Source organism: Pseudonocardia wallangbongensis (assembly GCF_054486945.1).
Genome location: NZ_JBRERS010000009.1, coordinates 74,974 through 100,219, shown reverse-complemented (window position 1 = coordinate 100,219; position 25,246 = coordinate 74,974). Strand labels below are relative to the sequence as shown.

The 25,246-nt window shown below is 72.8% G+C and carries 19 protein-coding genes; 11 read left to right on the top strand and 8 right to left on the bottom strand.

Going from position 1 to position 25,246, the window contains the following annotated elements:
* Positions 1–2: 2 nt before the first annotated feature.
* From ACU436_RS28685 to ACU436_RS28660, 6 genes are read left to right on the top strand one after another with little or no spacing between them, the layout of a single operon-like run.
* The gene (locus ACU436_RS28685) at positions 3–1,130 is read left to right on the top strand and encodes an ROK family protein (RefSeq protein ID WP_459030089.1); all 1,128 of its coding nucleotides are present in this window, start codon (positions 3–5) and stop codon (positions 1,128–1,130) included.
* Positions 1,127–2,593: a sulfatase-like hydrolase/transferase gene (locus tag ACU436_RS28680; RefSeq protein WP_459030088.1), complete on the top strand. Its 1,467-nt coding sequence runs from the start codon at positions 1,127–1,129 to the stop codon at positions 2,591–2,593. Before ACU436_RS28685 ends, ACU436_RS28680 begins: the two co-directional genes overlap by 4 nt.
* A complete protein-coding gene (locus tag ACU436_RS28675; protein WP_459030086.1) occupies positions 2,590–3,882 on the top strand; it encodes an extracellular solute-binding protein in 1,293 nt (430 codons plus the stop codon). Before ACU436_RS28680 ends, ACU436_RS28675 begins: the two co-directional genes overlap by 4 nt.
* A gap of 18 nt (positions 3,883–3,900) precedes the next feature.
* Entirely contained in the window at positions 3,901–4,839 is a 939-nt protein-coding gene (locus ACU436_RS28670) for a carbohydrate ABC transporter permease (protein WP_459030085.1), read from the top strand.
* Positions 4,840–5,664, top strand: a complete 825-nt coding sequence (locus ACU436_RS28665; protein WP_459030084.1) for a carbohydrate ABC transporter permease — start codon at positions 4,840–4,842, stop codon at positions 5,662–5,664.
* A gap of 10 nt (positions 5,665–5,674) precedes the next feature.
* Positions 5,675–7,276, top strand: a complete 1,602-nt coding sequence (locus tag ACU436_RS28660; RefSeq protein WP_459030083.1) for an alpha-L-arabinofuranosidase C-terminal domain-containing protein — start codon at positions 5,675–5,677, stop codon at positions 7,274–7,276.
* 82 nt (positions 7,277–7,358) lie between these two features.
* On the opposite strand, the gene ACU436_RS28655 is transcribed toward ACU436_RS28660, so the two are convergent.
* The 3 genes from ACU436_RS28655 to ACU436_RS28645 form a co-directional block, all read right to left on the bottom strand.
* Complete coding sequence (locus tag ACU436_RS28655; RefSeq protein WP_459030082.1) at positions 7,359–8,210, bottom strand: GNAT family N-acetyltransferase; 852 nt, start codon at positions 8,208–8,210, stop codon at positions 7,359–7,361.
* A 15-nt stretch (positions 8,211–8,225) separates the two neighbouring features.
* The gene (gene glnA / locus ACU436_RS28650; protein WP_459030081.1) at positions 8,226–9,569 is read right to left on the bottom strand and encodes a type I glutamate--ammonia ligase; all 1,344 of its coding nucleotides are present in this window, start codon (positions 9,567–9,569) and stop codon (positions 8,226–8,228) included.
* 206 nt (positions 9,570–9,775) lie between these two features.
* Positions 9,776–11,374: an alpha/beta hydrolase gene (locus ACU436_RS28645; RefSeq protein WP_459030080.1), complete on the bottom strand. Its 1,599-nt coding sequence runs from the start codon at positions 11,372–11,374 to the stop codon at positions 9,776–9,778.
* A gap of 185 nt (positions 11,375–11,559) precedes the next feature.
* Between ACU436_RS28645 and panB the strand changes: the two genes are divergently transcribed.
* Positions 11,560–12,393: a 3-methyl-2-oxobutanoate hydroxymethyltransferase gene (gene panB / locus ACU436_RS28640; protein ID WP_459030079.1), complete on the top strand. Its 834-nt coding sequence runs from the start codon at positions 11,560–11,562 to the stop codon at positions 12,391–12,393.
* 109 nt (positions 12,394–12,502) lie between these two features.
* Here panB and ACU436_RS28635 read toward each other — a convergent pair whose 3' ends face one another.
* From ACU436_RS28635 to ACU436_RS28620, 4 genes are all read right to left on the bottom strand, one after another.
* The gene (locus tag ACU436_RS28635) at positions 12,503–13,606 is read right to left on the bottom strand and encodes a glutamate-cysteine ligase family protein (RefSeq protein WP_459030078.1); all 1,104 of its coding nucleotides are present in this window, start codon (positions 13,604–13,606) and stop codon (positions 12,503–12,505) included.
* Between the two features lie 78 nt (positions 13,607–13,684).
* Entirely contained in the window at positions 13,685–15,100 is a 1,416-nt protein-coding gene (locus tag ACU436_RS28630) for an RNB domain-containing ribonuclease (protein ID WP_459030077.1), read from the bottom strand.
* Between the two features lie 39 nt (positions 15,101–15,139).
* Positions 15,140–15,883: a maleylpyruvate isomerase family mycothiol-dependent enzyme gene (locus ACU436_RS28625; RefSeq protein ID WP_459030076.1), complete on the bottom strand. Its 744-nt coding sequence runs from the start codon at positions 15,881–15,883 to the stop codon at positions 15,140–15,142.
* Entirely contained in the window at positions 15,880–16,710 is an 831-nt protein-coding gene (locus ACU436_RS28620; RefSeq protein WP_459030075.1) for a fumarylacetoacetate hydrolase family protein, read from the bottom strand. The genes ACU436_RS28625 and ACU436_RS28620 overlap by 4 nt, the downstream gene beginning before the upstream one ends.
* A gap of 197 nt (positions 16,711–16,907) precedes the next feature.
* Here ACU436_RS28620 and ACU436_RS28615 point away from each other — a divergent pair, with 197 nt between their 5' ends.
* Entirely contained in the window at positions 16,908–18,062 is a 1,155-nt protein-coding gene (locus tag ACU436_RS28615; RefSeq protein WP_459030354.1) for a lactonase family protein, read from the top strand.
* Between the two features lie 50 nt (positions 18,063–18,112).
* Here the strand turns inward: ACU436_RS28615 and ACU436_RS28610 are convergent, their stop codons facing one another.
* Positions 18,113–20,482 (bottom strand): xanthine dehydrogenase family protein molybdopterin-binding subunit, encoded by a 2,370-nt coding sequence (locus ACU436_RS28610; protein ID WP_459030074.1) that lies wholly within the window; start codon positions 20,480–20,482, stop codon positions 18,113–18,115.
* 226 nt (positions 20,483–20,708) lie between these two features.
* Here ACU436_RS28610 and ACU436_RS28605 point away from each other — a divergent pair, with 226 nt between their 5' ends.
* The 3 genes from ACU436_RS28605 (at position 20,709) to ACU436_RS28595 (ending at position 25,200) form a co-directional block, all read left to right on the top strand.
* On the top strand, positions 20,709–22,358 hold the full coding sequence (locus ACU436_RS28605; protein ID WP_459030072.1) for a fumarate hydratase: 1,650 nt from the start codon (positions 20,709–20,711) through the stop codon (positions 22,356–22,358).
* A gap of 274 nt (positions 22,359–22,632) precedes the next feature.
* Positions 22,633–24,255 carry an ABC transporter substrate-binding protein gene (locus ACU436_RS28600; RefSeq protein ID WP_459030071.1) on the top strand — a complete coding sequence of 541 codons (1,623 nt, stop codon included), beginning with the start codon at positions 22,633–22,635 and terminating at the stop codon, positions 24,253–24,255.
* Positions 24,256–24,282: 27 nt separating this feature from the next.
* A complete protein-coding gene (locus ACU436_RS28595; RefSeq protein WP_459030070.1) occupies positions 24,283–25,200 on the top strand; it encodes an SMP-30/gluconolactonase/LRE family protein in 918 nt (305 codons plus the stop codon).
* The last annotated feature ends 46 nt before the right edge of the window (positions 25,201–25,246 follow it).

Genomic DNA, 25,246 nt, shown 5'->3' with positions numbered 1-25,246 from the left:
CCGTGCCCCACTCCCCCCGTCGCCTCCACGAGACGTGGATCCTCGACCACCTGCGCCGGCGGGGACGGGCGAGCCGGGCCGAGCTGGTCGCGGCCACCGGGCTGTCCCGGGCCACTGTCTCGGCCCTGGCCGGCGCGCTGCTGGCCCAGGGGAAGGTCGTCCTCACCGAGGCGGCGCAAGCCACGTCGCCCGGCCGCACACCCCAGGTCCTCGCCCTGAACCCGGCCGCCGGGCTGGTGCTCGGCCTCGACTTCGGGCACGCCCGCGTCGGGGTCGTCACGGCCGACGCCGCCCACGCGATCGCCGGCTCGGCCACGCGCCCCTACCCGCCCACCACGCCGTGGGACGCGCGGTGCGCGACCGCGGTGCGCCTCGCCCGCAAGGTGCTCGGCGGGGACGCGTCGCGGCTCGCGGCCGTCGGCATCGGGATCGCCGGCAGCATCGCGGGGCGGCCGGCGGTGGTCGACGCGATCCGGGACGCGTTCACGAGCGCCTTCGGCGTGCCGGTGCGCACCGACAACAACGCGCGCCTCGCCGGCCTCGCCGAGTCGGTCTGGGGCGCGGCGCGCGGCGTGCCGGACGCGCTGTACGTGCGGCTGTCCAGCGGCGTCGGCGGCGCCGTGATCCTCGACGGCCGCGTGCACCGCGGCCGTGGCGGCACGGCGGGCGAGTTCGGGCACGTCTGCGTCGACCCCGCGGGCCCGCTGTGCCGCTGCTCGAACCGCGGCTGCCTGGAGTGCTACGTCGGCGTCGAGGCGGTGCTGGCGGAGAGCGGCGCGGCCACGCTCGCCGACCTCGGGTCGGCGCTCGACCGCGGCGACCGCGGGGCGGGCGCGGTGGTGACGGCGGCGGGCCAGCGGATCGGGCTCGTCCTCGCCGGTGCCGGCAACGTGCTCGACGTCCCCCACGTCGTCCTCGGCGGCGACCTCGCCGTGCTGGGCGAGCACCTCGTCCACCCCGTCCGCCAGACGCTCGCGCGGCACCTGCACGCGAACCCGGCCGCCACCGTCGGCCTCGCGGAGCTGGGCGACCTCGACGGCGCACTCGGCGGCGTGGCCCTCGTGCTGCACGACCCCTCGATCCCGTTCACCGGCCCGCTCGCGCCCCGACACCTCACCGGAACGGCATGAACGTCCTGTTCTTCCTCACCGACCAGCACCGCACCGACACCCTGGGCGCCTACGGCAACGAGGTCGTGCGCACGCCGGTGCTCGACTCCGTGGCCGCCGAGGGCACCACGTTCGACCGCTTCTACACGCCCACGGCGATCTGCACGCCGGCCCGTGCGAGCCTGCTGACCGGCGCGGCGCCGTTCCGCCACCAGCTGCTCGCGAACTACGAGCGCAACGTCGGCTACCGGGAGGAGCTGGCCGACGACCAGTACACGTTCGGCCACGACCTGCGGGCCGCCGGGTACAACGTGGGGCTGGTCGGGAAGTGGCACGTCGGCACCCGCCGCACCCCGAACGACTACGGGTTCGACGGACCGCACCTGCCCGGCTGGCACAACCCGGTGGACCACCCCGAGTACCGCGCCTACCTGGAGGAACGAGGGCTGCCGCCGTACGGGATCACCGACGAGATCCGCGGCACGTTCCCCAACGGCACCCCCGGCAACCTGCTCGCCGCACGGCTGGAGCAGCCGGTGGAGGCGACCTTCGAGCACTTCCTCGCCGACCGCGCGATCGAGTCGTTGCGCCGCTACGCCGCCGAGCCGGACCGGCCGTTCTTCCTCGCCACGCACTTCTTCGGCCCGCACCTGCCCTACATCGTCCCGAGCGAGTACTTCGACATGTACGACCCCGACGACGTCGTGCTGCCGCCGTCGGTGGCCGAGACGTTCGAGGGCAAGCCGCCGGTGCAGCGCAACTACTCGGCGCACTGGACGTTCGACACGATTCCCGAGGACGTCTCGCGCAAGCTCGTGGCCGCGTACTGGGGCTACACGACGCTGATCGACGAGCAGATCGGGCGGATCCTCGACGCCGCCCGCGAGCTGGGCCTCTACGACGACGCCGCGGTGTTCTTCTCCGCCGACCACGGCGAGTTCACCGGGGCGCACCGGCTGCACGACAAGGGCCCGGCGATGTACGAGGACATCTACCGCGTCCCGGGGATCGTCCGCCTGCCCGGCGGGGTTGCGGGGCAGCGCTCCGACCGGTTCGCGACCTTGATCGACTTCACGGCCACGATCCTGGACGTCACCGGGCTCGACCCCGCGAAGGCCGTCGACGGCCGCTCGCTGGCCACCGTCGTGCGCGGCGAGGAGACGGGGTGGCGCGAGGACCTGGTGCTCGAGTTCCACGGCCACCACTTCCCGTATCCGCAGCGCGCGCTCGTGACCGACCGGCACAAGCTCGTGGTGAACCCGGAGTCGGTGAACGAGCTCTACGACCTGGTGGAAGACCCGCACGAGCTGCACAACCGCTACCCCGACCCGGCGTACGAGGCGGTGCGCGACGCGCTGCTCGCCAACCTCTACCGGCAGCTGCGCGAGCGCGGCGACAACTTCTACCACTGGATGACCTCGATGTACCCGGTGGGCGGCAAGGACCACGACGCCTCGCTGAGCGCGTTCGAGGACGCGAAGTGATCAGCCGACGCGGGTTCCTCGGCCTCGGCGCCGCGCTCGCGCTGGCCGGCTGCTCGGCGTCCGTCGACGCCGACACCCCGCGGGTCCCGGCGCGCGCGTTCCCCGGCGAGTACGCCGGCCCGCACCGCACGCTCCAGTTCTGGAACCCGTTCACCGGCGGCGACGGGCCGACGATGGCGAAGATCGTCAAGGCGTTCAACGCGGCGCACCCGCAGATCACCGTCGAGATGTCCTCGCTGGACGCCGACGACCTGTACGCGAAGGTGCTCCCCGCGGTGGGGGCGGGCCAGGGCCCGGACGTCGCGATCATGCACCTGGACCAGCTCGCGACGTTCGCTATCCGCGGCACGATCGTGGCGCTCGACGACCTCGTCTCCGGACTCGGGCTGAGCCGCGCCGACTTCGTGCCCGCCGCCTGGGACCAGGGCATCTACCAGAGCCACCGCTACGGCGTGCCGCTCGACGTCTTCACGCTCGCGCAGTACTGGAGCCCGGAGGCCTTCGCCGCGGCCGGCGTCACCGGCCCGCTCCGCGGCGACACCGTCGACGGCGCGATGGCCGCGCTGCAGGCGTCCGGGGTGCAGAACCCGTACTGGCTCGGACCCGAGCGCTGGCAGATGTTCGTGAGCCTGCTCGTGCAGTTCGGCGGCAGCCTCTACGACGAGGCAGGCACGCGGGCGACGTTCGGCTCCGACGCGGGCGTCCAGGCGCTCACCTGGATGCGCGCCGTGGTCGAACACGGGTACAGCCCGCAGGGGGTGTCCAACGAGCGCGCCCCGTTCAAGAACGGCTCCGCCGCGTTCCTCACCGACCTGCCGGCCACGATCCCCGACCTGGGCAAGACCGCGCCCGACCTGGCGTGGGAGGTGGCGCCGCTGCCGCAGGTCGGCCCGCGCCCCGGCGCGTTCGCGAACTCGCACAACTTCGTGCTCACCGAGCAGTCGCAGGCCGACCCGGACACCGCCCATGCCGCACAGGTGTTCCTCGACTGGACCAGCCGCAACTCCGCGACCTGGGCCGAGGCCGGCAACACCCCGGCCCGCGGGATCGCGCGCGACACCGACGTGTTCCGGGCGTCGCGCCAGGCGGTCCTCGCCACCGACGAGGTGTTCGCGAACCTCTTCTTCCTCCCGCAGGTCCCCGGCTCGCGCGACATCGCGGGCAACAGCTACGAGCGCGCGGTGAGCGAGGCCGTGCTCGGCCGGGCCACTCCCGCCGCCGCGCTCGCGTTCGCCCAGGACACCGCGCAGCGCCAGCTCGACGAGTTCCGCCAGCTCTACGTCTCCTGACCCATCGATGAGGACGCGATGACCACCACCTCGATCGCAGTGCCGCGGTCCGACGTCCGCCCGGCGGCCCGCCCGGTGCGCTCGCTGCGCGGCCGGCCGTGGACGCCCTACGCCTTCCTCGCCCCGTTCTTCCTGCTGTTCGCGGTGTTCGTCGTCGTCCCGATCGGGCTCGGGCTGTGGGCGAGCCTGCACCGGTGGAGCCTCGGCCTGCCGAACCAGCCGTTCGTCGGCGTCGAGAACTACGCGGACCTGCTCACCGGCGGGAGCGTCTTGTCGGTGGAGTTCTGGAAGGGCATGCGGGCCACCGCGATCTTCACGCTGGCCAGTGCGCCGCTGCTCGTGGTGCTCCCGTTCGCGCTCGCGCTGCTGCTGAACCGCCGCTTCCCGGGACGTACGTTCTTCCGGGCCGTGTTCTTCGCGCCGTACGTGCTGGGCGTCGCGGTGGTCGGGCTGCTGTGGAACTACCTGCTGGACCGCCAGCTCGGCCCGGTCAACCAGATCCTCGGCGTCGACATCGGATGGACCACCACGCTGCCCGCCGGGTGGGTGGGGCTCGTGGTGGCCACCGTGTGGTGGACGCTCGGCTTCAACACCGTCATCTACCTCGCCGCGCTCGCGGACGTGCCCGCCGAGCTGTACGACGCGGCGAAGGTCGACGGCGCGGGGCCGTGGCAGCGGCTGTGGGCGGTGACCGTGCCCGGGGTGCGGCGGGTGCTCCAGTTCGTCGTGATGATCACGATCATCGCCTCGGCGAACATGTACGGCCAGTCGGCGCTGATCACGCGTGAGCAGCCCGGCAGCGCCACCCGCACCGCGATCGGGTTCATCGCGCACACCGGCATCGAGGGCTTCGACATCGGCTCGTCGTCGGCCATGAGCATGATCCTCGCCGCGACGCTGATGGCCGTGAGCGCGCTCGGGTCCCTGCTGTTCCGCAAGGTCGGGGGGAACGAGTAGATGACCAGACGCCCCCGGGTGGCGCTCGCGGCCACCCTGCTCGTGCTCACCGCGGCCGTCGCGCTGCCCCTGGTGTTCATGCTCTCGACGTCGTTCAAGTCGCCGCAGGAGGCGAACGCCCTCACGTTCTCCCTCCTCCCGGAGGCGCCGACGCTCTCGGCGTACCGCGAGATCCTCACCGACCCGCAGATCCCGGTGCTGCGCTGGCTGGGCAACAGCCTGCTCACCGCCGTGCTGCACAGCGCGCTCGTCGTCGTGCTCGCGACCACCGCGGCGTACGCGCTCGCGCGCATGGAGTTCCGGTTCAAGCGCACGCTGTTCGTGCTGATCATCGCGACGATGTTCGTGCCCGGGATCATCTTCCTGATCCCGCACTTCCTCATCGTCAACGAGCTGGGCTGGCTCAACAGCTACGCGTCGCTCGTGGTGCCGTCCGCGGCCGGGGCGTTCGGGGTGTTCTTCCTGCGCCAGTTCTTCCTCGGCATCCACGGCTCGCTGGAGGAGGCCGCGATCGTAGACGGCTGCAACCAGTGGGGCGTGTTCTGGCGGATCATGGTGCCGCTCGCGCGCCCCGCGATCGCCACGCTCGCCGTGCTCGCGTTCCTCACCAGCTGGAACGACTTCCTGTGGCCGGTGTTCGTGCTGTTCAGCACCGACATGCTCACGCTCCCCGCCGGGCTCGCCCAGCTGCAGAACGAGAACACCACCCGCTTCGACCTGCTCATGGCCGGTGGCGTGATCGCCAGCGTGCCCGTGCTCGCCGTCTACGTCCTCGCGCAGCGCTACATCATCGAGGGCGTCTCGCAGGGCGGCGTCAAAGGCTAGGAAGGAATCGATGACAGCCCGCATCACCATCACGACGATCCCCGGCGCCGCGCCGATCGACGACAAGATCTACGGCCACTTCCTGGAGGCCGCGTTCTTCGGCAACATCGAGGGCGGCGTGTTCGACGAGGGCTCCCCGCTGTCGATCGCCGACGGGCCCCTGCGCGGCTGCCGCGCCGACGTGCTCGATGCCTGCCGCGAGCTGGGCCTGCCGGTCGTGCGCTGGCCCGGCGGCAACTTCACCTCGCCCTACTGGTGGCAGGACGGCATCGGCCCGCGCGACGAGCGCCCGCGCCGGCTGGAACTGGCCTGGGGTTCGGAGGAGAGCAACCGGTTCGGCACGCCGGAGTTCCTCGCGTGGTGCGAGGCCGTCGGCACCACGCCCTACCTGGCACACCACGCCCGCGACGTCGACGACGCCGTGCGGTGGGTCGAGTACACCAACTACCCCGGCGACACGACGCTCGCGCGGATGCGGGCGAAGGACGGGCACCCCGAGCCGTACGGCGTGCGGATCTGGGGGCTCGGCAACGAGGTCTACGGGGCCTGGCAGATGGGGCACCGGCCCGTCGCGGAGTACGTCGCCGCGGCCCGCGAGCACGCCCGGTTCATGGACCTCGTCGACCCCGGCCTGTCGTTCGTCGCGGTCGGGAGCCGGCGCGCGGAGTGGACGGAGCCGGTCGTCGCCGGGCTCGGCGACCGCGTCGACCACGTGTCGCTGCACCTCTACGGCGCGAGCCGGCACCTCACCGACCCGAGCGAGGCCGAGTTCGACGCCGTCGTCGCCCAGGCGCTCTACGTGGAGCGGGAGATCCACGAGCAGTCCGAGACGATCCGCCTCTCCCAGCGGCACGACCGGCCGCTCTCGATCGCGATGGACGAGTGGAACATCCGGCACGTCGAGCCGGCGGCGTGGCCCGAACCGGAACCGGGCGCCGACGGCGGCGTCGCCCCGCGCGAGCTCACCGCGGGCTCGCCCGAGCAGCGCGTCAACCGCTACAGCCCGCGCACGCTCGCCGACGCGCTCTACTACGCGGGCGTCTTCCACGCGATGCACCGCGCCTCGCAGCTCCCGGTGCCGGTGCGGATGGCCAACACCGTCAACCTGATCAACGCCAACGGGCTGCTCGCCGTGCGGCCGGAGGGCCTCGTCAAGGCCGCGACCTACCACGTCTGGGACCTCTACCAGAACCACACCGGCCCCGTCCCCCTCACCGCGACCGTGCACGGCCCGGCGCACACCACGGCCCTGCGGCTGGGCGACGACCGCCGCCCCGACGGCTCCTTCCGGACCGTGCCGGCGGCGGTGAACCTGCTCGACGTCTCGCCCACCCGCAGCGCCGACGGGCGCACGCTGCACGTCGCCGTGATCAACCGGTCCGCGACGGAGGCGTTCACCGCGCGGCTCGACCTCGACGGTGCGGCGCTGCCCGCCACGGCGACCGCCCGCACGATCGGCGCGGGCGCGAGCGACCTGTTCGCGGCGAACTCGACCAGCGAACCGGACGCGGTGGCGCTGGGCGCCCCGACGCAGGTGGGGCTGGCCGACGGGTCCTACACCTTCCCGGCGCACTCGATCACGCTGCTCGGCTTCGCGCTGGACGCGCGGTAGGCCTCCGCCGGAAGTTCAGGAAAGCCACATTGCTGTCCTCCAGGTTCAGCAATGTGGCTTTCCTGAACCTGGGGCAGGCCGCTCACGCGGTGAAGCGCAGCTCCACCGCGTCGTGCACCGGGCGGTAGCCGATGCGGGGGTACAGGCGGTTGGTCGTGGGGTTGGCGAGGTCGGTGAACAGCACCACCCGACGCGCGCCCGCATCGAGCGCCGACCGTGACGCCGCGACCGTCACCGCCGCTGCGTAGCCGCACCCGCGATGCTCCGGCGGCGTGTAGACCGGCCCGATCCGGGACGCCCCGTCGATCACCGGCTTCGCGCACGCCTGCGCTACGGGCGTGCCGTCGACCTCCCACAGCATCTCGCCGGCGCCGAGCCGCAGCGAACGCGCGACGATCTCCTCCGCCTCGGCGGCTGCCTGCCCCTCGTCGTGCTGGGCCTCGATGCCGAACGCCCGGCGCCAGGACCCGAGCAGCGGGACGTCCCGGGCCTCGGCGCGGCGGGCCCGGCCGGGCACCCCGCTCGGCGGCACGAGCACGTCCAGCGCGAACAGGCGCATCCGCATCGCCGGCTCCGCCCGCCCGCCGGTGCGGGCGACCCGGGCGGCCGCGAACGCCTCCGCCTCGGCCACCGGCGCGCTCACCCCGCCGACGGCCGGATCGGCGTCCGCCAGCGCCCGTTCCACGGCCGGTGCGAGCCGGGGCGGCACGGCGGAGACCAGGGCCGGACGGCCCGGCGACCGCAGCGCCGCCCCCTTCACCTCGCCGGCCTCGTGCACGGTGAGCAGCACGGCGCTCGGCTCGCCGGCCCGCAGCATCGCGTCGAGGACGCTCAGCGCGACCGTGTGGCGCAGGGGGTCGGCCTGCAGAAGTGGGGCGGCCGCGGCGGCGAAGGCACCGGCGTCGCGGTGCAGGACGATCTCCACGAGGGTCACGATGCCGCCCCTGCCTCAGAGCACCGGGAGGTACGTCGCCAGCTCGTAGGGCGTCACCTGGCGCCGGTAGCCGTCCCACTCGCTGCGCTTGTTGCGCAGGAAGAAGTCGAAGACGTGCTCGCCGAGGATCTCGGCCACGAGCTCCGAGTGCTCCATGGCGGCGAGGGCCTCGGTGAGGTTCTGCGGCAGCGACTCGTACCCGAGGGCGCGGCGCTCGGTCTCGGTGAGCGACCAGACGTCGTCCTCGGTGGGCGGCTGCAGCTCGTACCCCTTCTGCACGCCGGTGAGGCCAGCACCGAGGATCACGGCGAAGGCGAGGTAGGGGTTGCAGGCGCTGTCCAGCGTGCGGATCTCCACCCGGCGGGTGGAGGCCTTGCCCGGCGAGTACATCGGCACGCGCACCAGCGCCGACCGGTTGGCGTGCCCCCAGGAGACGGCCGTGGGCGCCTCGCCGCCGGTGATCAGCCGCTTGTAGGAGTTGACCCACTGGTTGGTGACGGCGCTGATCTCCCGCGCGTGGCGCAGCACCCCCGCGACGAACGCCTTGCCCGTCTCGGAGAGCTCGTACGGGTCGTCGGGGTCGTGGAAGGCGTTGCGGTCGCCCTCGAACAGCGAGAAGTGCGTGTGCATCGCCGAGCCGGGGTGCTCGGAGAACGGCTTCGGCATGAAGGAGGCCCGCACGCCCTGCATGAGCGCGACCTCCTTCACGACGTAGCGGAACGTCATGATGTTGTCCGCCATCGTCAGCGCGTCGGCGTAGCGCAGGTCGATCTCCTGCTGGCCGGGCCCGCCCTCGTGGTGGCTGAACTCCACCGAGATGCCCATCGACTCGAGGGTCTCGATGGCGTTGCGGCGGAAGTGCGGGGCGACGTCGTGGCTGGACTGGTCGAAGTAGCCGCCGGAGTCGGCGGCCTCGGGCCGCGAGCCGTCGGAGGGCAGGCTGCGCAGCAGGTAGAACTCGATCTCCGGGTGGACGTAGCAGGTGAAGCCGGCCTCGCCGGCCCGCGAGAGCGCCCGCCGCAGCACGTGGCGGGGGTCGGCCCAGGACGGCGAGCCGTCGGGCATCGCGATGTCGCAGTACATGCGGGCCGAGTAGTGCTCGCCGGGCGAGGTCTCCCAGGGGAGGACCTGGAACGTCGAGGGGTCGGGGCGGGCGACCATGTCCGACTCGTAGACGCGCGCGAAGCCCTCGATCGCCGAGCCGTCGAAGCCGATGCCCTCGGCGAACGCGCCTTCCAGCTCCGCGGGGGCCACGGCGACCGACTTGAGGTACCCGAGCACGTCGGTGAACCAGAGCCGGACGAAGCGGATGTCGCGTTCCTCGAGCGTGCGGAGCACGAACTCCTGCTGTCGGTCCATGGGCGCCGAGCCTAGGAACGCCGGGTTACAGACATGTTTCCTGGGTGGTCATCGGGTGCGATGTCGGCCACTTCCCCCGGTCGGGCGACGGCGCCCGTCCGTGCCCGGACGGGCGCCGTCCTGGTCCGGCCGCACCGTGTTGGTGTGCCCCTCGGCTCACCGGCCCTGCCCATCTGTCGTGGTCGACCCCGCGGATGTTACCCAGGTCACCCTCCCGGGGTCGGCGCGAGGCTGCAGCGTGCCCCCTCGGGCGGCAGCCGCAGGTCGACGAGGTAGGAGCTGACGATGTCGTCGACGCACGCGTTGCCCTGCAGCGCCGCCGTGTGCTGCGAACCCTCCACCGTCAGCAGGCTTCCGCCCATCGCCTTCGCCAGGTCCACCCCGGCCTGGTAGGGCGTGGCGGGATCGCCGGTGACCGAGACCGTGAGCGTCGGCGCCAGGCCCTGCACCTGCGGCACGTGCGGTTCGCTCGTGGGCGGCGTGGGCCAGAACGCGCACGGGTCGAGCGCGGCCACCACACCGCGGCCGTCGTCGCGGAACGGCGCCGCCTCGTTGGAGCGCCGGATCAGCTCGCCCTGCTCGCCGCGGTCGGTGATGCGCTCCTCGTCGACGCAGCTGATGACGGTGAACGCCTCGATGCCGTTGCCGTAGTGCCCGTCCTGGCCGCGGTCGTTGTACATGTCGGCCAGGCGCAGCAGGATCGTGCCGTCGCCCGAGGCGAGCGCCGACAGGCCCCGCGTGAGCACCGGCCAGAAGTCCGACAGGTACAGGGCCTGGATCGTGCCCGTCACCGCGTCCGGGTAGGACAACGTGCGCGCACCTCCGTCCGCCGGGGTGGGCCGGTCCATCAGCGGGCGGGTGAGGGCCTGGAAGGCGGCGGTGGCCTGGGCCGGGTCGGTGCCGAGCGGGCAGTTCGGCTGCTTCGCGCAGTCGGCGGCGAAGGCGTCGAACGCCTGCTGGAAGCCGGCGTTCTGGTCGACCGTGCGCTGCACGGTGGTCTGCTCGGGGTCGAGCGCGCCGTCGAGCACCAGCGCCCGCACGTTCTCCGGGAAAGCCTCCGCGTAGGCCGAGCCGAGGCGCGTGCCGTACGAGTAGCCGAGGAAGGTGAGCTTCTGGTCGGCGAGGGCCTGCCGCAGGATGTCCATGTCGCGCACCACGTCGCGGGTGCCGACGTTCGCCAGCACGTCGGCACCGCCGGAGCGGTCGGTGCACCGCTGCGCGTACTGCTGGTTCTCCCCCTCCGTCTGCGCGACGCCCTCCGGGGACGGGTCGACGTCGAGGTCGGCGCGTTCGACCTCCCACTCGGCGTCGTTCAGGCAGTCGATGGTCGGGGTGCTCGCCCCGACGCCCCGCGGGTCGAACCCGACGACGTCGAAGCGCTGCCCCAGCGGGCTGTCCGCGAGCCGGCCCGACATCGTCGCGCCGAGGCTCATGCCGGACGCCCCCGGCCCGCCCGGGTTCACCACCAGCGACCCGATCCGGTCACCACCTGCCCGATGGCGCAGCACGCCGACCTGGGCGGTGCGCCCGTCGGGCTGGGCGTAGTCGAGCGGGACCTCGAGCCGCGCGCACTGGAGCGTCGGGTCCGAGAACGCCCCGCGGTCGTTCGCGGTGGTGGCGTAGTCGGCGCACCCGCCCCAGCTCAGCTGCTGGTCGTAGAAGCGCGCGAGCTCGCCGGGTGGCGCCGGTACTTGCGGATCCGGCGCCGGTGCCGGTGCCCCCGGCTGACTGCATCCGGACAGCACGAGTGCGGCGGAGCAGGCAGCGACGGCAAGGGAACGGAATGGGTCGAGCACGGCGCCCATGGTGCCAGCGGGAGGTGTTCCCGCACGGTGAACCCGTCCGGGCGCGCCCGGGTGCCGGCCCGGGTCCCGGCCGTGTGAACCTCGTCCCAGCAGCTCACCCGCCGTCCGGTCCCGGTGTCACGCTTCTCGCGTCATCACCTGACGACCCGGGGACCCCATGGGCCTCGAGGGAGGACGGACCACAGATGTCAGAGGAATCCCCCTACCGCTCCGCGGAGCGCCCGAAGCGGACCCGCATCCCGCACCTGCACGCGCTGAAGGAGCGCGGCGAGCGCTGGGCCATGCTCACCGCCTACGACGCCTACACCGCGGAGATCTTCGACGAGGCCGGCATCCGGGTGCTGCTCGTCGGCGACTCCGCCGCCAACAACGTCTACGGGTACGAGAACACGCTGCCCGTGACGATCGAGGAGCTGTTGCCGCTGGTCAAGGCGGTCACGCGGGGAGCGCGCAGCGCCCTCGTCGTGGCCGACCTGCCGTTCGGCAGCTACCAGACCGGGCCCGAGCAGGCGCTGACCACGGCGTTCCGCTTCATGAAGGAGGGCGGCGCGCACGCCGTGAAGCTGGAGGGCGGGGCGCGCTTCGCGCCGCAGGTCGAGGCCCTCGTCGGCGCGGGCATCCCGGTGATGGCGCACCTCGGCTTCACCCCGCAGAGCGAGCACGCGCTCGGCGGCTACCGCGTGCAGGGCCGCGGCGAGGCGGCCGACCGGCTCGTCGGGGACGCGCTCGCCGTGGCGGCGGCGGGCGCCTTCTCGGTGGTGCTGGAGATGGTGCCGGCCGACGTCGCGAAGCGGGTGACGGCCGAGCTGGACATCCCGACGATCGGGATCGGCGCCGGCCCGGACTGCGACGCGCAGGTGCTCGTCTGGTCGGACATGGCCGGCATGAACCGGGCGCGCAAACCCCGGTTCGTGAAGCAGTACGCGGACGTCGGCACGGTCCTGCTCGATGCCGCGCGAAGGTTCGGCGAGGAGGTGTCCGAGGGCCGCTACCCCGCGCAGGAGCACTCGTACGGCTAGCGCGGCGGTGCCGCAGAGCACGCTCACACACCAACTCGTGCGTCGGCACAGCAACTGCAGTTGGTGTGTGAGCGCCGCAGTTGGTGTGTGAGCGGTTCTGCCGCCGTCGCTACGCCCGGCGCAGGCCGGCCACGGGCTCGCCCGCCTCGTAGGCCGCCAGCATCGCGTCCGCCGGTGATTCGCGCCTTCGCCAGCGTTCGCGCAGGCGCGCCAGCCGGGCCAGGTCGGCCGGCCGCTCGGCGAGGGCCCGCTCCGCCGCGTCGAGGAGCTCGCCGGTGCCGGCGTGGACGTCGTCGTCGGCCAGCCCGACCCCGGCCACGTGCTTGTGCAGGCCCGCGTCGGGCGTGGTGCGCCTGCCCGGCAACGTCTCGTCCAGCACGACGCCGGTGAGCAGGGCGAGCAGCTCGCCGTACAGCTCGGGGTCGGGGCAGGCGTCGAACGCCTTGAACTCGATGCGGCCCACCTCGGCGGGCAGGCGCGCCACCTGGGTGAGCGACGGGTCGGCGGCGAGCTGCCGCTGCGGCCCGGCGAGGAACACCAGCGCGGCGGGCCGGACCCCGGTGCGCACCGCCGTGCGCGCCGACAGCCCGCCCCACGGCCCGCCGTCGCGGAACGGGGAGGAGAACGACAGCGGCACCAGCCACGGGCTGTAGTGCGTGAGCTTGCGGCCCGCGTCGACGAGCGCCGCCTCGTCGAGCGCGGAGCAGGACAGGTTCAGGTCCGGCCCGTAGGTCGACATGTGCACGTGCGCCGTGCGCTCCTCCGGCGAGCCCATCCGGTGCGTCCGCTCCCACTCGTTCAAGGGCGGCTCGATCCGGTACTCCGAACGGACGGGGTTGAACGCGACCGTGGCGGTGCGCAGCCCGGTGCGGGCCAGCTCGGCGTCGAGGAGGCGCAGGTCCTCGCGCAGCGCGTCGACGGCGGCCTCGATCGAGTCGTGGATGCGGGTGCGGACCTCGAGGCCCTTCGGGTCGCAGCGGACCAGCTCGCCGCGCTCGTCGAAGCGCTCGTAGCCCTCCACGTACCAGCGCTTGCGCTTGATCCCCTGGTCACCGACGCGCAGGTCCGGGTAGTCGGCCGGGTCCTCGGGCAACGCGTCGACAACGTCCTGCAGCTCGTCGAACGCGACGGAGGTGTGGTCGGCGAACCCGTCGCCGACGTGCACGAGGGCGCTCTCGTGCTCGATCCCGTAGCGGAACGCACGGTCGGGCACCGGCCCACCTCCCCCGGATCGTGGCGGACCGCCCGCCGGAGATGAGGGTAGCCTCACTCGCCCCCGGCTGGGCCCGGATCAGGAAGCCGCGAACTCGATGCGTCCGGTGTCCGGATCGGCCTCCGTGAGGCGCACCCGCACCACCGCGCCCGCCGTGAGACCGCCCGTGCAGTGCGCGAGCACGGGCGGGTCGGGCACGTAGACCTCGCCGCCCTCGCCGTCCGCCCGCAGGACGACGGCGTCGAACTCCCGCCCGACCGTGTCCCGCAGCAACGCGGCCTCGGTGCGGTCGACACACGCCCGGTCCACGCGCCCGGCCAGCGCATCCGACTCGTCCATCACGGCGGGCAGCGCCGGGAGCGCCGCCCGGAGCCACGCGGGCAGCTCCTCGCCGGCCGTGACCGCCAGGCAGACCTCGGTGCCGAACCGGTCCGCCAGCCGCCGCAGCGGCGCCGTGACGTGGGCGTACGGCGCTCCGATGCCGCCGTGCCCGGCGTCCGCGGGCGGCTCGGTGCCGGTGGAGCGGTCGAACGCGTGGTACCCGGCGCCGCGCAGCAGCGCGGTGGCCGCCCGCCGCACCGCGAGGGCGGACGGCGTGTCGGCGGGCAGCCCGGCCAGCAGCTCCGCCACCGGTGCATCCTCGGGCCAGCCGAAGCCGAGCTCGCGCGCCGAGCGCCGGAACGCGGCCAGCGCATCCGGCTCCGGCGCGGGGAGCGTGCGGAGCAGGCCGACCCCGGCGTCGAGCATGATCTGCGCCGCCGCCATGCCGGTGAGCAGGGATATCTCCGCGTTCCACGACTCGACGTCCAGCCGGCGGCGCACGCGCGCGGTCCAGCCGCCGGACCCGTCCGGCACGACCTCCTGCTCGGGCAGCTCCAGCTCGATCGCCCCGCGCCGCACCGCGTGCGCCCGGCGCAGCGGACCGAGCTCGGGAAGGGCCGAGAGCGCCGGATGCACCCGGCCGGCGTCCACGTCGGCCTGCACGCCCGCGTAGTCCAACCGGGCCCGCGACCGCACGACGGCCCGCTCCACCGAGGCCGCGACCTGCTCACCGGCGTCGTCCAGGTCGAACGTCCACAGCACGGCCGCCCGCGGGCCGTCCGCGAGCAGGCTCGCCGCGTCCTCGGAGAGAACGGGGGGGTGCAGCGGCACCGGCCCGTCCGGCAGGTAGATCGTCTGGCCCCGCCTGCGCACCTCGTCGTCCAGTGCGCCTCCTGGCTGCACCACGGCGCCGAGGTCCGCGATCGCGTAGTGCACCCGGAACCCCGAGCCGCGCCGGACGACGCCGATCGCCTGGTCGAGATCCTTCGAGCCCGGCGGGTCGACGGTCACCAGCTCGACGTCCGTGGCGTCCCGGCGACCGGGTCCCGGCCCGGGCCGGACCGCCGCGGCCCTGCTCGCGTCGACCAGCACGGCGGCCGGGAACGCGTCGGGGAGCGCGAACTCGGCGCGGACGGCGGTGAAGTCCGGGGCGGGACGCGGTGACGGGTGCACGGCGGGAGCCTCCCATGGACCGGCCCGTGCGGGGCGGCGTCAGAGCCAGCGGGGCAGGGCGGGGAGCGGCAAGCCTGCGGAGCTCCGCAGCTCGCGCCCCTTGCTCCGGCCCAGCAGCCAGGCGGCGAGGCCGGGAGCGGTGCCGCTGACGGTCGTGACCGCGGCCTGGTCGCCGACCCCCCAGCTCGAACCGTCCGGGGCTGTGAGGCACAGCGTCGGGCAGTCCGGCTTCTCCCCCATCGCCGCCGCGACGTCGGTGAGCAGCGTCGCCACCATCGGGCCCGGCATGTCGGCGAACGACGCGCCGACGTCGAGGTCCACGGCGTGGATCCACATCTCGCGGGCCCGCAGCCACGGGACGTCGGTGGCGAGCAGGTCGCGGCCCTGCGCGTTCTGGACGTTCGCGGACCAGGCGGCCTCCGGCATCGCCCGCACCACCCGGGCGAGCCGGTCGGAGGACTCAACGACGTCCTCCCGGATCTCCGCGGGCGGCCGGCCCGCGCCCGCCTCGATGTCGGCGTCCCGCTGCTCGCGGCTCGCGTACGCCGGGGTGCGGACGCCGGTGCGCGCCCAGTCCAGCAGGTTGATCATCGCGTCCGCGTTGCGCGCGACGTGCGTCAGCACGTGGGCCCGGCTCCAGCCCGGCAGCGCCGACGGCGCCGCGAACGCGTCCTCGCCCATCCGCGTCATGAGCCCGCGCAGGTGGGCGGCACCGTCGCCGGCCCAGGCGAGCGTGTGGGCGAGGGAGCGGGCGCCCGCGACGCTCATCGCGCGCTGTTTCACGGTGCCGCCTCGAGGCGGCACGTGTTGCGGCACTCTCCGACGCCCTCGATGCGGGTGACGAGCTCGGCGCCGTCGGTGAGGTACCTCGGGGGCTTGCGGGCGTGGCCGACGCCGCCGGGCGTACCGGTGGCGATCACGTCGCCGGGGTTGAGCGTCAGGATCCCGGACAGGTAGGCGACCAGGTCCACCGCCGAGAACACCAGCTCCGCGGTGGACGAGCGCTGCATCGTCTCACCGTCGAGCACGGTGGAGACCTCCCAGCCGCCCTCCGGGAGCTCGTCCGGCGTCACGAGCCACGGCCCCAGCGGCGTCGTGGACTCGAACGTCTTGCCCTGCAGGAACTGCGACGTGCGGCGCTGGAAGTCGCGCACGCTCACGTCGTTGAGCACGGTGTAGCCCGCGATCGCCGCCTGCGCCTGCTCCGCGGTGGCGTGCCGCACCGACCGGCCGATCACGACCGTCAGCTCGACCTCCCAGTCGATCGCCGTGGACGCGCGCGGCAGCACGATGTCGTCGTGGGCCCCGACGAGGGCCGGCGGGTACTTCGCGAAGACCGTCGGGTGGTCGGGCAGCTGGTTGCCCGTCTCGAGGACGTGGTCGCGGTAGTTCAGGCCGACGCAGATGATCTTCTCCGGCGACGGCACGAGCGGCGCGTAGTCCAGGCCTTCCAGCGGGTGCGACGGCCCGGCCGCCGCCGCCGCGTGCTCCGGCCAGTCGGGCCGCTCCAGGAGCGCGCGGACGTCGGCCTCACCGGTCTCGACCGCCCCGGTCGCATCCACCCGGACCGCACGGTTGCCCGTGGCCGTGCGGATCGTCGCCAGCCTCATCCCGTCTCCTCACCCGTCGTCACGGCGGCAGTCTCGCCCAATCGGCCGCGGGGCACACGATCGGGGGGCAGTCGATCTCGAATCGGGCATTCGTCACCGACCGCACGAGCAGAACGAACGGGCACAACCCGATCAGCGAACACCCGGTCGGGCGATCGAGTTGGACGAGTGTCAGTCCCCGGTCCTAGCCTCGCTGCATCACCCGCACCGCGTTCTACGCCTCGGTCGGTGCCGACCTCGGCGCATACACCGTGGACGAGGCGTCCCTGACCCTCACCCGGGACAGCGCGACCCGCACACCCGGTCCCGTGCAGTACGCCTGGGTGCACCCGACGTCGCCGGTCATGTACGTGGCCTACAGCAACCGGTCCACGGCGAACGACGACCACGGCGTCGCCGCCTACCGGATCGACCGCGGAACCGGGCACCTCACCGGGCTCGGCCCGCCCCACACGCTCGACAACCGCCCGATCCACCTCACCGTCCACCCGGCCGGACGCCACCTCCTGATCGCCTACAACCAGCCCTCGACCCTCACCGTGCACGCCCTGGACCCGGACGGCTCCATCGGCGACCCCGTCGCGCAACGGGAAGCCGTCGACGCCGGCAACTACGCCCACCAGGTGCGCGTCGCCCCCTCCGGGACCTTCGTCGTGCTCAGCACCCGGGGCAGCGACGCCACCGCCGAGAAACCGGCGGACCCCGGCGCACTCAAGGTGTTCCGGTTCGCAGAAGGCCGGCTGACGGGCGAGAAGTCGATCACCGACGGCGACGGCACCGGATTCGGTCCGCGGCACGTCGACTTCCACGCGACCGAGCCGTGGATGTACGTCTCCATGGAGCGGAACAACGAGTTACTGACCTACGACGTGCAGGGCGACGGGATCGGCGCGTCACCGCGGTACACCGAGGCGACGGTGGGCCATCCCGAGCTCCGGGCACCCACCCAGTACCTGGGGCCGATCCACGTCCACCCGAACGGCAGGTACCTCTACCTCGTCAACCGGTCCGACGGCACCGTCGACTCCGGCGGGAGGAAGGTGCACGGCCCCGGCGAGAACAGCGTCGCCGTCTTCGCCGTCGACGACCCGAGCGGGGAGCCCAACCCGATCCAGACCATCGGCATCGAGGCCTTCCACGCACGCACCTTCGCCATCCACCCGAGCGGGAAGATGCTGGTGACGGCCGCCGTCGCGCCGCTGGCCGAACGCGACGGCGACCAGCTGCGCGACGTGCCCGCCGGGTTCTCCGTGTTCGGGATCGGCGACGACGGGCGGCTGACCTTCGCGCGCAAGTACGACGTCGACGTCACCGACGGGCCGCTTTTCTGGTGCGGCATGGTGACCGTCTGACCCCGGCCCGCGCGTACCGGTAGCGGCACACGCGAGCCGGGTCCGAGATCTCAGATGGTGCCCTCCGCGGCCCCGCTGCTCTCGCCACGCACCGGGAGCGTCGCGAAGACGGCGGGCGGCTCGCGCCACGGGTCGACGGGCTGCCCGGCCCGCGCATCCCGCACGGCCCGCCACACCCGCTCCGGCGTGCACGGCAGGTCGACGTGCCGCACGCCGAACGCGCTCAGCGCGTCGACCACGGCGTTCTGCACGGCCGGGGTCGACCCGACCGTCGCCGACTCACCGATGCCCTTGGCCCCCAGCGGGTTCAGCGGCGTGGGCGTCTCGGTGTTGGACGCCTCGAACATCATCAGGTCCGCCGCGCTCGGCATCCGGTAGTCGGCGAGCGTGCCGGTGAGCGGCTGGCCCTCGGCGTCGAAGACGACCTCCTCGTACAGCGCCTGCGCGATCCCCTGGGCCAGCCCGCCGTGCTGCTGTCCCTCGACGATCAGCGGGTTCAGCACGCGACCGCAGTCGTCCACGGCGACGTGGCGCCGCGGCGTGACCCGGCCGGTGTCGGTGTCGACCTCCACCACCGACACGTGCGCCCCGAACGGGAACGTGGCGCCGTCCTGGTGGAAGTCCAGCCCCGCGAAGATCTGCTCGCCGTCGGACTCGGCGCGGCTCGCGACCTGGGCCCACGTGAGCGTGACCGACGGGACACCGGCCACCCCGAACTCGCCGTCCTCGGTGAGCTGCACGTCGTCGACGGATGCCTCGAGCATCGCCGCGGCGCGCTTGCGCCCCTGCTCGAGCACGTCGTCGGACGCTGCCTGCACCGCGTTGCCGGCCATCTGCAGCGACCGCGACCCACCGGTGCCCCCACCGCGGGGCACCGTGGCGGTGTCGGACTGGACGAACCGGATCCGCTCCACCGGGATGCCGAGCCGGTCGCTCGCGACCATGGCGAACGAGGTGGCGTGGCCCTGGCCGTGGGCCGAGGTGCCCGCCGAGATCGTGGCGGAGCCGTCGGGGTGCACGACGACCGACCCGTACTCGTCGCCCGCGCCCCCGGTGATCTCGACGTACACGCAGATGCCGATGCCCAGCTGCACCGGGTCACCGGCCTCGCGCCGGGAGGCCTGCTCCTCCCGGACCTTCGTGTAGTCGACGAGCCGCAGCGCCTCGCGCAGCGGAAGGTCGTAGTCGCCGATGTCGTACTGCACGCCGGAGAGGGTCCGGTACGGGAACTCGTCGGGCTGGATGAAGTTGCGGCGCCGCAGCTCGACCGGGTCGATACCCAGCTCGGTGGCCGCGAGGTCCATCATCCGCTCGATGTGCGCCGCGGCCTCCGGCCGGCCCGCGCCGCGGAAGGCACCCATCGGCGTGGTGTTGGTGAGCGCGACCGCCCCGTCGAAGGCGAGCTTCGGGATCCGGTACACGCCGGTCGCCATCGTGTGCGTGGACATGAAGATGAGGCCGCCACCGAACCCGGCGTACGCCCCGCTGTCGCCCACCACCCGCGCCCGCAGCCCCGTGACCACGCCCTCGCGCGTGAGGCCCAGCTCGTAGTAGGCCACCTGGCCGCGCCCCTGGGGCATCGACACGAGGTTCTCCGAGCGCGTCTCCACCCACGTGACGGGGCGGCCGAGCGCCCGCGCGACCCCGACGGCCACGGTGTGCTCGGCGAGCATGCCCGCCTTGCCACCGAACCCGCCGCCGACGTGCGGCGCGATCACCCGCACCCGGTCCTGCTCCAGCCCGAACAGGGCCGCCGCCTGCGCGCGGAAGCCGTGCGGCATCTGCGTGGAGACCCAGATCGTGAGGTCGTGGTCCGCGCCCTCGTAGCCCCCGGGCAGGACGGCGACCGCGTTGCCCTCCATCGGCATCACCGCCACGCGCTGGTTCACCAGCCGGGCCCGCACGACCACATCGGCGTCCGACAGCACGTCGGCGTCGGCGGACCGGCTGCCGTCGGCCACGTTGCTGCCCAGCTCCGGGAACTGCAGCTCCGCGTCCGGCGCGAGCGCCGCCTCCATGTCGACGACGGCAGGCAGCGGGTCGTAGTCCACCTCCACCAGCTCGACCGCGTCGACGGCGGCGGCCTTGGTCTCGGCGACCACGACCGCGACCGCCTCCCCCACGAACCGGACCCGGTCGGTGGCGAGCGGTGGGCGCGGCAGGTCCTTGTTCACGACCATGAGGCCGTGGTGGGCCGGCAGGCCGAGGTCGGCGGCGGTGTGGACGGCCACGACGCCCGGGGCCGCCGCCGCGGCGGCGGTATCGATCCCGGTGATGACGGCATGGGCGAACGGGGAACGTACGAAGGCGAGGTGCAGGACGCCCTCGAGGGAGAGGTTTCCGACGTAGGTACTCGCGCCGGTGATGAGGTCACGGTCCTCGACGCGGCGCACGGAGGTCCCGAGAATCGATCCAGGCATGCAATGACCCTACGGTCCGGTGCCCGACCCTGCCCAGAAGTTGACGGGAGGCCGTTGTCAGGAGAACCTCTCCCACCGGAGACTTCGCGCGCGCCGGCCTGCCGGACGCGCCCACCCCGGGAGGTCGGACTGGTCGGGGGCCGGTCCGGCCTCCCGACCCATTCCCCTCCCGTGCCCGGGCCGACACGGCTGTGCGCCGCAAGTTCCCTCGGGCTAGTTTCTCCAGGTGCCCGAGTTCCACCACACCGATGTACTCCCCCTCGGCCCGGACGACACCGACTACCGGCTCCTCGACCTCCCCCCGGGGCGCGTCGTCGAGGCGGCAGGCCGCACCTTCCTCGAGGTCGACCCCTCCACGATCACCGCGCTCGTGCGCGAGTCCGTGCACGACATCCAGCACATGCTGCGGCCGTCGCACCTCGCGCAGCTGCGGGCGATCGTCGACGACCCGGAGGCGTCGCCCAACGACCGCTTCGTGGCCACCGACCTCATCCGCAACGCGTGCGTGTCGGCCGGCGGCGTGCTGCCGATGTGCCAGGACACCGGCACGGCGATCGTGGTCGCGAAGCGCACCGAGACGGTGCTCACCGGCGGCGATGACGAGCGTGCCATCTCCCGGGGCGTGTTCGAGGCCTACGACGAGCTGAACCTGCGCTACTCGCAGATGGCCCCCACCTCGTTCTGGGACGAGAAGAACACCGGCACGAACCTGCCCGCGCAGGTGGAGCTGTACACCGCGCCGGGGCAGGCGCCCAAGTACGAGCTCCTGGTGATGGCCAAGGGCGGCGGCTCGGCCAACAAGACCTTCCTCTACCAGGAGACGAAGGCCCTGCTGAACCCGAAGAAGCTCGCGGCGTTCCTCGACGAGAAGCTGCGCTCGCTCGGCACCGCCGCCTGCCCGCCCTACCACCTCGCCGTGGTGGTCGGCGGGATGTCGGCCGAGTACACGCTCAAGGTCGCCAAGCTCGCCTCCGCGCGCTACCTGGACAACCTGCCCGCCCAGGGTTCGGAGCTGGGCCACGCGTTCCGCGACCGCGACCTCGAGCAGCAGGTGCTGGAGCTGACCCGCGAGTTCGGCATCGGCGCGCAGTTCGGCGGCAAGTACTTCTGCCACGACGTGCGCGTGGTCCGGCTCCCCCGCCACGGCGCGTCGCTCCCGGTGGGGATCGCGGTGTCCTGCTCCGCCGACCGCCAGGCCAAGGCCAAGATCACCCCGGAGGGGGTCTTCCTCGAGCAGTTGGAGCGCGACCCGGCCCGGTTCCTGCCGGAGGCCACCACCGAGGACCTGTCCGACGAGGTGGTGCGGGTGGACCTCAACCGGCCGATGGCCGAGATCCGGGCGCAGCTCTCGACGCTCCCGGTGAAGACGCGCGTGTCGCTCACCGGCCCGCTCGTCGTGGCCCGCGACATCGCCCACGCCAAGATCGCGGAGCGGTTGGAGGCGGGCGAGCCGATGCCCCAGTACCTGCGCGACCACCCCGTCTACTACGCCGGACCGGCCAAGACACCCGAGGGGTACGCGTCCGGCTCGTTCGGCCCGACCACCGCGGGGCGGATGGACTCCTACGTGGAGCAGTTCCAGGCGGCGGGCGGCTCGCTCGTGATGCTCGCCAAGGGGAACCGGTCGAAGCAGGTGACCACTGCCTGCGCCACGTACGGCGGGTTCTACCTCGGCTCGATCGGCGGCCCCGCCGCCCGGCTGGCCCAGGACTGCATCCGCAAGGTCGACGTGCTCGAGTACCCCGAGCTCGGGATGGAGGCGGTCTGGCGCATCGAGGTGGAGGACTTCCCCGCCTTCGTAGTGGTGGACGACAAGGGCAACGACTTCTTCGCCGGCGTGAGCCAGCCGACGCTGCAGGTCTCGTTCCGCCGGTAGGGCGTAGCGCCCGATCCGAGGTTTCGGTTGCCCATAGCTCCCCCCACGACCATGGACACCCGAAACTTCGGATCTTGCCCACTCCAGGTGCCGCCTCAGGGGCAACGGCATCGCACGGATCGGCGGCACTCTGTGCACGCAGGTGTTGGCGCTGCTCCCCGTCCGGGCTCGATGCTCGGGTGACGTCGGCGATCCCGAGCGAACGGGCGGACCGGTCCGGGTCCGTGTCATCGGAGGGAGCCCGCTGCCCGGCCCTCGACGAGGAGTGGACGACATGCGGTTGCGATCACGAAGGAGCCTGCTCGCCGTGCTCGGCGCACTGCTGTGCGTCGCGCTGACGGCCGCCTGCGGCCAAGCGCCGGCCCAGAACGGCGCCGAAGCAGGTGCAGCACTGCTGAAGACCGTCGATCCGTACGGCGGCGACCCTGCCGCCGACGGGACACCGAAGGCCGGCGGCACGCTGGTCATCGGGAACGACCGGGAGATCATCAGCTTCGACCCGGCGAAGCAGAACTCCAACCTCGCCGCCACGATGGTCTACGACTCGCTGATGAAGCTGGTGCCAGGCGGCGGCGCCGAGCCGTACCTGGCGGCGTCGATGGAGACGACCGACGGCGGCACGACGTGGCGGATGGGCCTGCGCGACGGCGTGCAGTTCTCCGACGGCACACCACTCGACGCGCAGGCGGTGATCATCAACACCCAGCGGCACATCGACAGGGCCGGCTCCCCCGCACACGCCTACGCGCAGCGGATCACCTCGATGCACGCGATCGACCCGCTGACCGTCGAGTTCGCGCTGAACGCCCCGATGGGCGACTTCCCGGTCCTGTTCGCCCAGCCACTGTCGCAGGGCACGCTCGGGATGATCGTCTCGCCGGCCGCGCTGCAGCAGTACGGCGACGACATCAGCAACCACCCGGTCGGCGCTGGGCCGTTCGTGCTGTCGAACTGGATCCGCGACAACAGGATGGAGCTCGCCAAGAACCCGCACTACTGGCAGCCGGGCAAGCCCCATCTGGACGGCATCGAGATCCGCCCGCTGCCGGACACGGAGAGCCGCTACCAGACGATGGCCAACGGCGACATCGACATGATCAACGGTGGCTTCAACACCGAGCTGGTGCGGGCCTTCCAGAACCCGAACCTGCGGATCTACTTCGCCCCGGGCAACGGCGGCGTGCTGAACTACTTCAACTTCGCCCGAGCGCCGTTCAACGACAAGCGGATGCGGGAAGCCGCGATCGCCGCGATGAGCCAGCCCGCCCTCGGCGCCGTGTTCTTCAGCAACCACATCCTGCCGGCCGAGAGCCTGTTCGACCCGGAGAGCCAGTACCACACACAGGCCGCGACCGACGCCTGGCCGAAGCTCGACGTCGAGCACGCCCGCCGGCTCGTCGACGAGTACAAGGCCGACGGCGGCAACCCCGACTTCGTGTACGCCACCGACCGCAGCTCCATCCCGCTGGGCGAGTGGGTGCAGGCCTCGATGGCGGAAGTCGGGGTCGAGGTCGACGTCCGCTACTTCGACCTCGCGGAGTTCAGCGGGCGCGTGCTACAGGGCGGCGACTTCGACATGGCGAGCCAGATCGCGGCGTTCGACTACCCGGTGCCCGCCATCACCCGCGTCTTCACCACGGGCGGGTCGTCGAACTTCGGCAAGTACCAGAACCCCGAGGTCGACCGGCTCACCCAGGACGCCACGGCGACGACGGACCCGCAGCGGCGCACGACGGACTACCAGCAGATCGAGCTGCTGCTCAACCAGGACATCGCGGTGCAGTGGCTCTCGCGCAGCTACCTGTCGACGATCACCAAGCCCGAGGTCAAGGGGATCGACCGCTACATCAGCCGCGACCTGTTCGTCGCCGGCACCTGGCTCGACCGCGCCAAGTGAGCTGCTCGAACCGACTGGAGGATGCACGTGCGCAAGGTCGTCGATGGTCTGCAGTTCCCCGAAGGACCGATCGCGCTCGAGGACGGGTCGGTCGTGCTGGTCGAGATCAAGCGCGGCACCGTCACCCGGGTCGCGCCGGACGGGACGACGTCGGTGGTCGCCGAGCCCGGCGGCGGCCCCAACGGGGCGGCGATCGGACCGGACGGGGCGATCTACGTCTGCAACAACGGCGGGTTCTCCTGGGTGGACCGGGACGGCCTGACCGCGCCCGGCCCGCAGCCGGCCGACTACATCGGCGGCCGGATCCAGCGCGTGACGTTCGACGGCGCCGTCACCGACCTGTACACCCACGTCGGGGAACACGCCCTGCGCGGCCCGAACGACATCGTCTTCGACGCGCACGGCGGGTTCTGGTTCACCGACATGGGCAAGACCCGCGATCGGGAGGCCGATCTGGGCGGGCTGTACCACGCGATGGCGGACGGGTCGAAGATCGTCGAAGCGGTCTACCCGCTGCAGGCGCCGAACGGGGTCGGGCTCTCCCCGGACGGCAGCCGGGTCTACGTGTCCGAGACGATCACCGGCCGGCTGTGGGCGTGGGATCTGTCCGGGCCGGGGGTGGTCGAGCCGAGCCCCGGCTCGACGGCCCGGCACGGCGGCACGCTGCTGCACGGGTTCCCCGGCTGGCAGTGGCTGGACTCGCTGGCCGTCGACGCCGCGGGAAACATCTGTGTCGCGACGCTCTACACCGGTGCCGTCAGCGTCGTGTCACCCGACGGCGAGCTCCTCGATGTCGTGCCCGTGCCGGAGGCCGACGTCTTCGTCACCAACGTGTGCTTCGGCGGGCCCGACCTGCGCACCGCCTACGTCACGTCCTCGGGGCGCGGGATCCTCTACGCGGCCGAGTGGCCGCGGCCGGGGTTGTCGCTGAACCACGTCGCCTGACGGCCGCGGGGGCCGACCGGAGCGGCTCCTTCCGCCGGTGGAGCGC